This is a genomic window from Streptomyces sp. NPDC093510, from assembly GCF_040683555.1.
Taxonomy (GTDB): Bacteria; Actinomycetota; Actinomycetes; order Streptomycetales; family Streptomycetaceae; genus Streptomyces.
The window spans coordinates 60,721-67,748 of sequence record NZ_JBFBEE010000041.1; the positions used below are offsets into that span (position 1 = coordinate 60,721).

The following is a 7,028-nucleotide window of genomic DNA, read 5'->3' on the forward strand; positions in this document are numbered from 1 at the left end:
TTGCGACCGGAGCGCGGAACCGGGTAGGGGTAGAAGAGACATCAATCGACACGGACGGCTTTGGAGGCGCCGCACACCGCAGTGCACGTATTGGCATCGGCAGCCATATGCCGAGAACGATGGAGGACACCATGTCACCCCGGCTCGACGAATCGCATACTGACCAGGCGACGTCGACACTCCCGCCGCACCGCTCCGCCACCGAGATCCCGGGTCCTGCCCACGGGGCCGTACCGGCTCAGCGCGAGTCCGTACCGGCTCAGGACGCCCACGAAGGTCTCGACGACCTTCCCGAGATCCCGCCGTACGCCGAGGTGGGGCCGCTGGACGCGAGGGCCCTGTCCAAGACTCTCTTCGAGCGTCTCGAATCGCTCGAGGAAGGGACGCACGAATACGCGTACGTCCGTAACACGCTCGTCGAACTGAACCTCGCCCTGGTGAAGTTCGCCGCCTCCCGGTTCCGCTCCCGCAGCGAGCCCATGGAGGACATCATCCAGGTCGGCACGATCGGCCTCATCAAGGCGATCGACCGCTTCGAGCTCAGCCGGGGCGTCGAGTTCCCCACCTTCGCCATGCCGACGATCGTCGGCGAGATCAAGCGCTTCTTCCGCGACACCAGCTGGTCGGTGCGGGTCCCGCGCCGCCTGCAGGAGCTCCGACTGGACCTCGCCAAGGCGGGCGACGAACTCGCCCAGCAGTTCGATCGCGCCCCCACGGTGGGCGAGCTCGCCGAGCGCCTGGGCATCTCCAACGACGAGGTCGTCGAAGGAATGGCCGCCTCCAACGCCTACACGGCGAGCTCCCTGGACGCGCAGCCCGAGGAGGACGACTCCGAAGGCGCGCTCGCGGACCGCATCGGTTACGAGGACCACGGCCTCGAAGGCATCGAGTACGTCGAGTCCCTGAAGCCGCTGATCGCCGAACTGCCGTCGCGCGACCGCAAGATCCTCTCCCTCCGCTTCGTCGCCAACATGACGCAGTCGGAGATCGGCGAGGAGCTCGGCATCTCGCAGATGCACGTGTCGCGCCTGTTGTCGCGAACTCTCGTGAAGCTCCGCAAGGGGCTGACGGTCGAGGAGTGACCGCCGCCGCCGCGCTGCGCCTGAACGGCTCTGTGGGGCCCGTCCCTTGAAGGGGCGGGCCCCACTGCTGTGTCCGTCCACGCCCTCCAGCGCGAGGGCGAGTGCCAGCCGCCGTTCCGCTTGCAGGAGGCGGAGCTCGGCGGCGCGGTAGTAGGGGCGGGTGAGGGGGACGTCGCTGACGTCGACGGTGTGATCGTCGGCGGCCTCACGGGCGTGGGGCCTGGACTCGGTTGCGGCGCCGCTTCCGCCGTCGCGGGCGCGCGGCGGGCACCCGTACTGGGCAGCAGTTGAGCCACGAGCCAGCGCACGAGCTGCTGCAGCACCTACGCCTCCCCCAGTTCGCACCAGACCGTCTTGCTGTCGGGCCCCTGCTCCACGCCCCACCGCAGCGAGACGGCGTCCAGCAGGGCGAGGCCGCGCCCCGTCTCGTCGTCCCGGCCCGCCCGGCGCAGCAGCGGCCAGGCCCTCGGATCGGGATCGGTGACCGCCACGCGGATCCGTCCGGCGCCGCCGGTGACTCTCACCTTCACAGGGGTGCCCTCGCCGAGGTGCAGGATCACGTTGCTGAGCAACTCGCTGACGCAGAGCTGCAGATCGGGGTGCGAGGTGTACGGGGACTCGCTCAGGGCGCGGCGGAGCTCGGGAACCGCTTTGGGAACGGCGAGCAGGGAGAGTTCGAAGTCCGGGTCTGGGTCTTGCATGGGTACGCCTTCCGTGCGCTCTGTGACGAGTCGGTCACACAGTGGCGTGGGTCGGCGTAACGTGACAGGGGTTTGGGTTCCACAGCGCGAAGTGTGGAGGCGGTCAACTGTGCCGGCACGCAAGGACATCGACGGCTCGGCGAGCGTCCCCGCCTTCTACGGCAAGGAGCTGCGCTGGAAACGGGAGGCGGCGGGCCACACGCTCCAGGAAACGGTGCAGGGCAGCTATTACGGAGCGTCGTACCTGAGCGAGATCGAACGTGGGCAGCGGCGAATGCCGGTTGATCTGGCCCGCCACGTGGACCGGTTCCTGAAGACCGACGGCTTCTTCGAGCGCCGCTGCGCGGACGTGCGCAAGGCTCGGAGAAGCAAGCACGCGGAGTACTGCGCCCCGGTCGTGGAGATGGAAGCGCGTGCCAAGGAGATCGAGGAGTGGAACCCCATGTTCATCTCGGGTCCTCTCCAGCTGGAGCCGTACATCCGCGCCGTTGTCCGTGCCAGCTGCCCTCGTGACACCGAGGAAGCGGTCAAGACCAAGGTCGAGGGGCGGCGCGAGAGGGCGTGGCTCTTCGAAGACGTGAAGGGGCCGGAGTGCTGGGTCGTTCTCCACGAGTCGATCCTTCGGCAACCGATCATCGGAGCGGACGCGATGGCGGAACAGCTCGCCCACATCGTCACTGTCGCCGAACGGCGGCGCTTCATTCCGCAGATCCTTCCGTGGAACTCCGGAGCGCACCCTTTCATGATGGGTATGACTTGGCTCATGACCTTCACCGATGCCCCGCCGGTGATGTACACGGAGGGCATGTACAGCGGGCAGATCATCGACGAGCCGGATCTCGTGCAGCAGTACACCAGCGCGTACGACCGCCTCAGAGCCGCCGCGCTGCCCCCTGAGGAATCCCTCCACATGATCGCGACAGCAGCGGAGGACTACGCCCAGGGCAAGCAGCGACCCTGATTTCACCGCCACCCGCTGGCGCAAGAGCAGCTACAGCAACGCCGCCGGTGGTCACCGCCGTGACCAGGGGCGAGCTGCCGGCCTGACAGGGAAACCGCACCGCACCGCTGTCTCCACTGCCGGGCGCGGACCGGTCCAACGTGAGTACTCGTCACGGTCGCGGCTCGGTCTCCCACGAGACCGCCCCGCTCGCGCACCTACTTTGGGAAAGTTGCGAACCGAGTCGGCGCGCGCCCCCCTGCCACCCCCGCACGCCCTTCACGCCTGTCGCACATGCCCATCCGGCGCCGGAATCGGACACAGCGGGCCCACATGCCGGGGGCGCATCGTCCGTACAGGGGGGGCGCACGGCACACCCATTCGCAACTTTCCCAAAGTAGGTGCCGCACGGCGGCGAGACCGGGCGGCCGACAGGGCCGCGACCGTGACGGACACCCACGTTGAGCCGGTCCGCACCCGGCAACGAGAGCCGATGACCCGAGCGGCGTAGCCGGGACAGAGCCCAGACCGTAGCGCCAGCTCACGTTGGGCCGGTCCGCACCCGGCAACGAAAGAAGATGACCCACCCAGAGAATCCGAAGCCCCCACCCCTGGCCGTCCGGGCCAAGGTCAACGTGCGGTGCAGGGGTGGCAGTCAAGGGTGGAGCGAAGCGGAATCGGCGCAGCCGACGCGCAGCGCAGCGGAGCGCCCTTTACTGCCGCCCCGGAACCGCCACAATCCGCAAAAAACCGGGCGGCCCCGGCCACCACCAAAGACACAGGCCAACCGAAGGGGCGCCCACCGCCCTCACCTGCCCGCCCCGTCACCCTTTTGGACGAGTTGATCCGGTTTTCGAACACGCTCTACGCTTTTCGGTGAGACGACGGCTGTCGCCGGACGGGGACGCTGCGAGGGCTGGGGCGAGGGCTTGGGCGGGGGCGGGGGCGGTCGTGATCGTGGGGCCGGGGGAGGACGGTGCCGGGCAGGGGCTGCTCGGGCGGGGGGAGTTCCTGCGGGCGGTGCGTGCTCAGTTGGAGCGGGCCGGTGGCGGGCAGGGTGGGCTGCTGTTGGTCACCGGTGAAGCCGGGATCGGCAAGACGGCCCTCACCGGCTGCGCGGTACGCGAGGCGAGGCGCGCGGGCACAGCCGTGTTGCGCGGCTCGTGCTGGGGCGCCGACGGCACCCCCGGGTACTGGCCCTGGACGCAGGTCATACGGGGTCTGCGCAGGTCCCTGCGGGCAGAGGCGTGGGAGGCCGCGTCGGAGGCCGCCGGGGTGGTGTGGCAGGTACTGCTGGACGGTGGCGGCGGGTCGGCGGAGGAGTCGGGCCGGTTCGAGCTGTTCGACGCGGTCACGACCATGCTGGTCACCGCCTCGCAGCACCAGCCCGTCCTGGTCGTACTGGAAGACGTGCACTGGGCCGACCCGGCATCACTCGACCTCCTGGAGTTCGCGGCCCAGCACCTCTCGCTGGAGCGCGTGCTGATCGTGGCGACGTGCAGGCTCGTGGAGGTCGAGCGGCCGGACCACTCCCTGCGCGACCGGCTCCGGTCGTTGACGGCGCGGGCGACGACCCTTACGCTCACGGGCCTCGGCGCCGACGACGTCGCCGAACTGATGCGCCGTACGGCGGGAAGCACACCGGACGGCAAGCTCGTCGCCGACGTGCTGCACCGGACGGGCGGCAACCCCTTCTTCGTACAGGAGACAGCACGCCTGTGGGCCGGTGGGCACGAGGTCAGTGGGATGTCACCTGGGCTGCACGCCTCCCTCCGGCAGCGGTTGGACCTGCTGGACGGTGCCGTCGCCGATTGTCTGGGAGCCGCGTCCGTGCTCGGGCGGCGGTTCCGCACCGACACGCTGGTGAGCGTCATGGGTGCCTCGCCCGAAGAGGTGCGTCGGTGGTTGGGTCAGGCCGCGGACGCGCGGCTCGTGGCGTACGAGCGCTCCGAGGAGGTCTCCCGGGACGTGGTCTTCGAGCACGACCTCGTGCGCGAGACCCTGTACGGCGGCCTGGACACCCGGCTCGTACGCCGACTGCACGCGGCCGCCGTGTCCGCGCTGCGGAGCACCGCGCCCACGCAGGACGTGACCCTCCCCCTGGAGCTGGCCCGCCACGCCCATCTCGCCTTCGAGGAGCTGGACCGCGACGAGGCCGTGGGCCTGCTGCTGTCCGCGGCGCGGCATGCGGAGAACCGGATGGCGCACGAGGAAGCGGCGGGGCACTATGAGCGCGCCCTCGATCGCCTCGGGGACGCGGACCCCGCGCGCCGAGTTCTGCTCGGGCTCCAGTTCGGGACGGCTCTCCAGATGCTCGGCGAACACGAGCGTTCCTGGCGCGTGTACGCCGACGCGGCCGCCCTGGCGCGGGATTCGGGTGATCCGCTGCTGACAGGGCGGACCGCGCTGACCCTGTACGGCTCCGACGGGCGCGGCGACACCGCGCTGCTGAAGCCGCGCGTCCTGCACTGGGCCTACGAACAACAGCGCGTCGCTTCCGGTGGCCCGACGGCCGTGGACGACGGCGAACTGCCCCTGTCGCAGTCCTCCCTGGCACGGCACGTCGCGGCCGGCGTGGTCGCCGGGGCCCGCGCGGCGGACGATGACGACTCGTTGCACATCGGGCTCTGGGCGCGGCTCCAGTCGGAGTGGGGGCCGCGGACGGCGGGCGACCGGCGGGCCCTCGCAGAAGAGCTCGTCGCGGTGTCCCGGCGCCGCGGGGACCGGTGGACGGAGCACGTGGCGATGTCCATGCGCTGGGTCGCCGCACTCGAATCGGGCGACCCGCGGTTCATGGAGGACTTCCACGCCATGGTCGCCCTGGGCGCCGCCGACGGCTCGGCCCGGCTGCGGCTGCACTCCGTGATCGACCACAGCATCGTCCACTCCCTGACCGGCAGGTTCGGCGAGGCGACGGAGCTGCTCGAAGCCTCGGAGTCGATGAGCACCCCGGGCGCCAACTACTACCGGTACTTCGTCTCGCACCACCGCTGGAGCCTGCTCGTACTGCGCGGCAGGTTCGCCGAGGCGCGGCAGCTGCTAGACACGCTGCGGGCGCAGCAGCATCCGTACGTCGACCTCGTCGAGGCCCTCACCGACCTGGAGGCCGGCGAACGCCGGAGCGTGCCCGTCCCCCGGCCCGGCGCGGGCGCCGGCGGCGACACGGTGCTCCATCGCAGCGTCACCCCGCTGTGGCTGCGCCAGCAGGCCCAGGCGGCCGCCGCGTCGGGCGACCCGGCGTGGTGCGACAACGCCTACGCCGCGCTGGCCCCGTACACCGGCCAGTGGCTGGTCTCCCTCTTCGGGTGGGACATCGGCGGCCCGGCCGCGCTCTGGATGGGCGTCCTCGACGCCGCGCAGCAGCGCTGGGACTCGGCGGTACGCCATCTCACCGAGGCATACCGGTCGGCCGAGCGGTTGCACGCGCCGCCCTGGTCGCTGCGGGCCCGCCTCGAACTGGCGGCCGCGATCGCGGCGCAGGGCGCCCACGACGACCGGTACGTGGCCACCCTGCTCGGCGAGGCGGCGGCGCAGGCGCACGAGCTCGGCATGACGCATCTGCTCGCCCGCGTCGAGCATCTGGGCGACGGCCGTGCGGATGGTGTGGATGCCGTGGGCGCCGGTCGTACCGGCCCGGACAGCACGCCCGCCACGTACGAGTTCCGCCGCCACGGCAGGGTGTGGCGGCTGACGTACGAGGGCCGCACCGTGCACATGCCCGACGCGAAGGGCCTGCACGACCTGCACTGCCTGTTGAGCCTGCCCGGCCAGGACATCGCGGCCGTCCGGCTGCTGAACCCGGACGACGACGCCGTCGCCACCGCGCACGGCATGGGCGCCGACGAGGTGCTGGACGACGAGGCCCGCAGCCGTTACCGACGCCATCTGGAACGCCTGGAGGAGGAGATCGACCGGGCGGTCGAGCAGGGGGACGAGCAACGTGCGGCCGCCTACGACCAGGAGCGCGCCGACCTGCTGGAGGAGCTGCGCCGCTACGCGGGCCTCGGAGGCCGCCCACGCCGCCTGGGCGACTCGCGCGAGCGCGCCCGCAAGAACGTCACCGCCCGCATCCGCGACACGTTGCGCAAGCTGGACCCGCAGCACCCCGAGCTGGCGGCCCACCTGCGCCGAACGCTCTCCACCGGGACGATGTGCCGCTACACCCCCGAGCGGCCTCTCCCCTGGAAGCTGTGACAGTCGGCCACAGACAGTCGGGGGGGGGGGGGGCCCCCGGCGGGGGGGGGGCGGCGCGGGCGCCACAGCCCGCCGCCCCCGCACAAAAACGGAACGACACGCGCCAGGCGG

The 7,028-nt window shown here is 71.1% G+C and carries 5 protein-coding genes; 4 read left to right on the forward strand and 1 reads right to left on the reverse strand.

All coding sequences use genetic code 11. The annotated features are described in order from the left end of the window. Positions 1-119 precede the first annotated feature (119 nt). Both AB0N81_RS39545 and AB0N81_RS39550 read left to right on the forward strand, forming a co-directional pair. Positions 120-1,082 (forward strand): RNA polymerase sigma factor SigF, encoded by a 963-nt coding sequence (locus AB0N81_RS39545; protein ID WP_365367335.1) that lies wholly within the window; start codon positions 120-122, stop codon positions 1,080-1,082. A gap of 69 nt (positions 1,083-1,151) precedes the next feature. Beyond that, a complete protein-coding gene (locus tag AB0N81_RS39550) occupies positions 1,152-1,373 on the forward strand; it encodes a hypothetical protein (protein WP_365367337.1) in 222 nt (73 codons plus the stop codon). 32 nt (positions 1,374-1,405) lie between these two features. Here the strand turns inward: AB0N81_RS39550 and AB0N81_RS39555 are convergent, their stop codons facing one another. Next, complete coding sequence (locus AB0N81_RS39555) at positions 1,406-1,783, reverse strand: ATP-binding protein (protein WP_365367339.1); 378 nt, start codon at positions 1,781-1,783, stop codon at positions 1,406-1,408. Between the two features lie 109 nt (positions 1,784-1,892). On the opposite strand from AB0N81_RS39555, the gene AB0N81_RS39560 reads away from it, so the two are divergent. Beyond that, positions 1,893-2,744 (forward strand): helix-turn-helix transcriptional regulator, encoded by an 852-nt coding sequence (locus AB0N81_RS39560; protein ID WP_365367341.1) that lies wholly within the window; start codon positions 1,893-1,895, stop codon positions 2,742-2,744. A 930-nt stretch (positions 2,745-3,674) separates the two neighbouring features. Then, positions 3,675-6,917, forward strand: coding sequence for an AAA family ATPase (locus AB0N81_RS39565; RefSeq protein WP_365367343.1), 3,243 nt, complete (start codon positions 3,675-3,677; stop codon positions 6,915-6,917). The last annotated feature ends 111 nt before the right edge of the window (positions 6,918-7,028 follow it).